Raw genomic sequence first — 328 nt, forward strand, 5'->3', positions numbered from 1 at the left:
GCCGCGTTAAGGGGTGAGCACCGCCACTACCAACTCACCGCATTGCACTAAAAACCAATAAAATCCACGCATAACGAAAATGCCACGCGTTGCGAATCCCTCTTGAACGCTTTGTTATGTGCGTGTTTCAGATTGACACGGAATCCCTAACTCAGCCTGCTTCTTTTTACTTAAACCACTTGAAACAATTCTATAGGATTCAGATAGATAATAACGTAACTCATCATCAAGGCGACTTCCCGTTTCAGTTTGCTGAATCCATTTCATTCCTCGATTAGCAAAATATGGTGCTGGTCTGTAACCATCACAATTACTCAGAAAATCAAAG

General features: G+C 42.4%; 1 protein-coding gene. It reads right to left on the minus strand.

What is annotated here, in order from left to right:
• Window positions 1-114: 114 nt before the first annotated feature.
• Window positions 115-328, minus strand: a 214-nt coding sequence (locus ACS2QP_RS27500; RefSeq protein WP_438883029.1) for an MmcQ/YjbR family DNA-binding protein, incomplete at its 5' end; no start/stop codon positions are given.

Origin of the sequence: Bacillus cereus group sp. Bce019 (assembly GCF_051781745.1) — a bacterium.
Taxonomy (GTDB): Bacteria; Bacillota; Bacilli; order Bacillales; family Bacillaceae_G; genus Bacillus_A; species Bacillus_A cereus.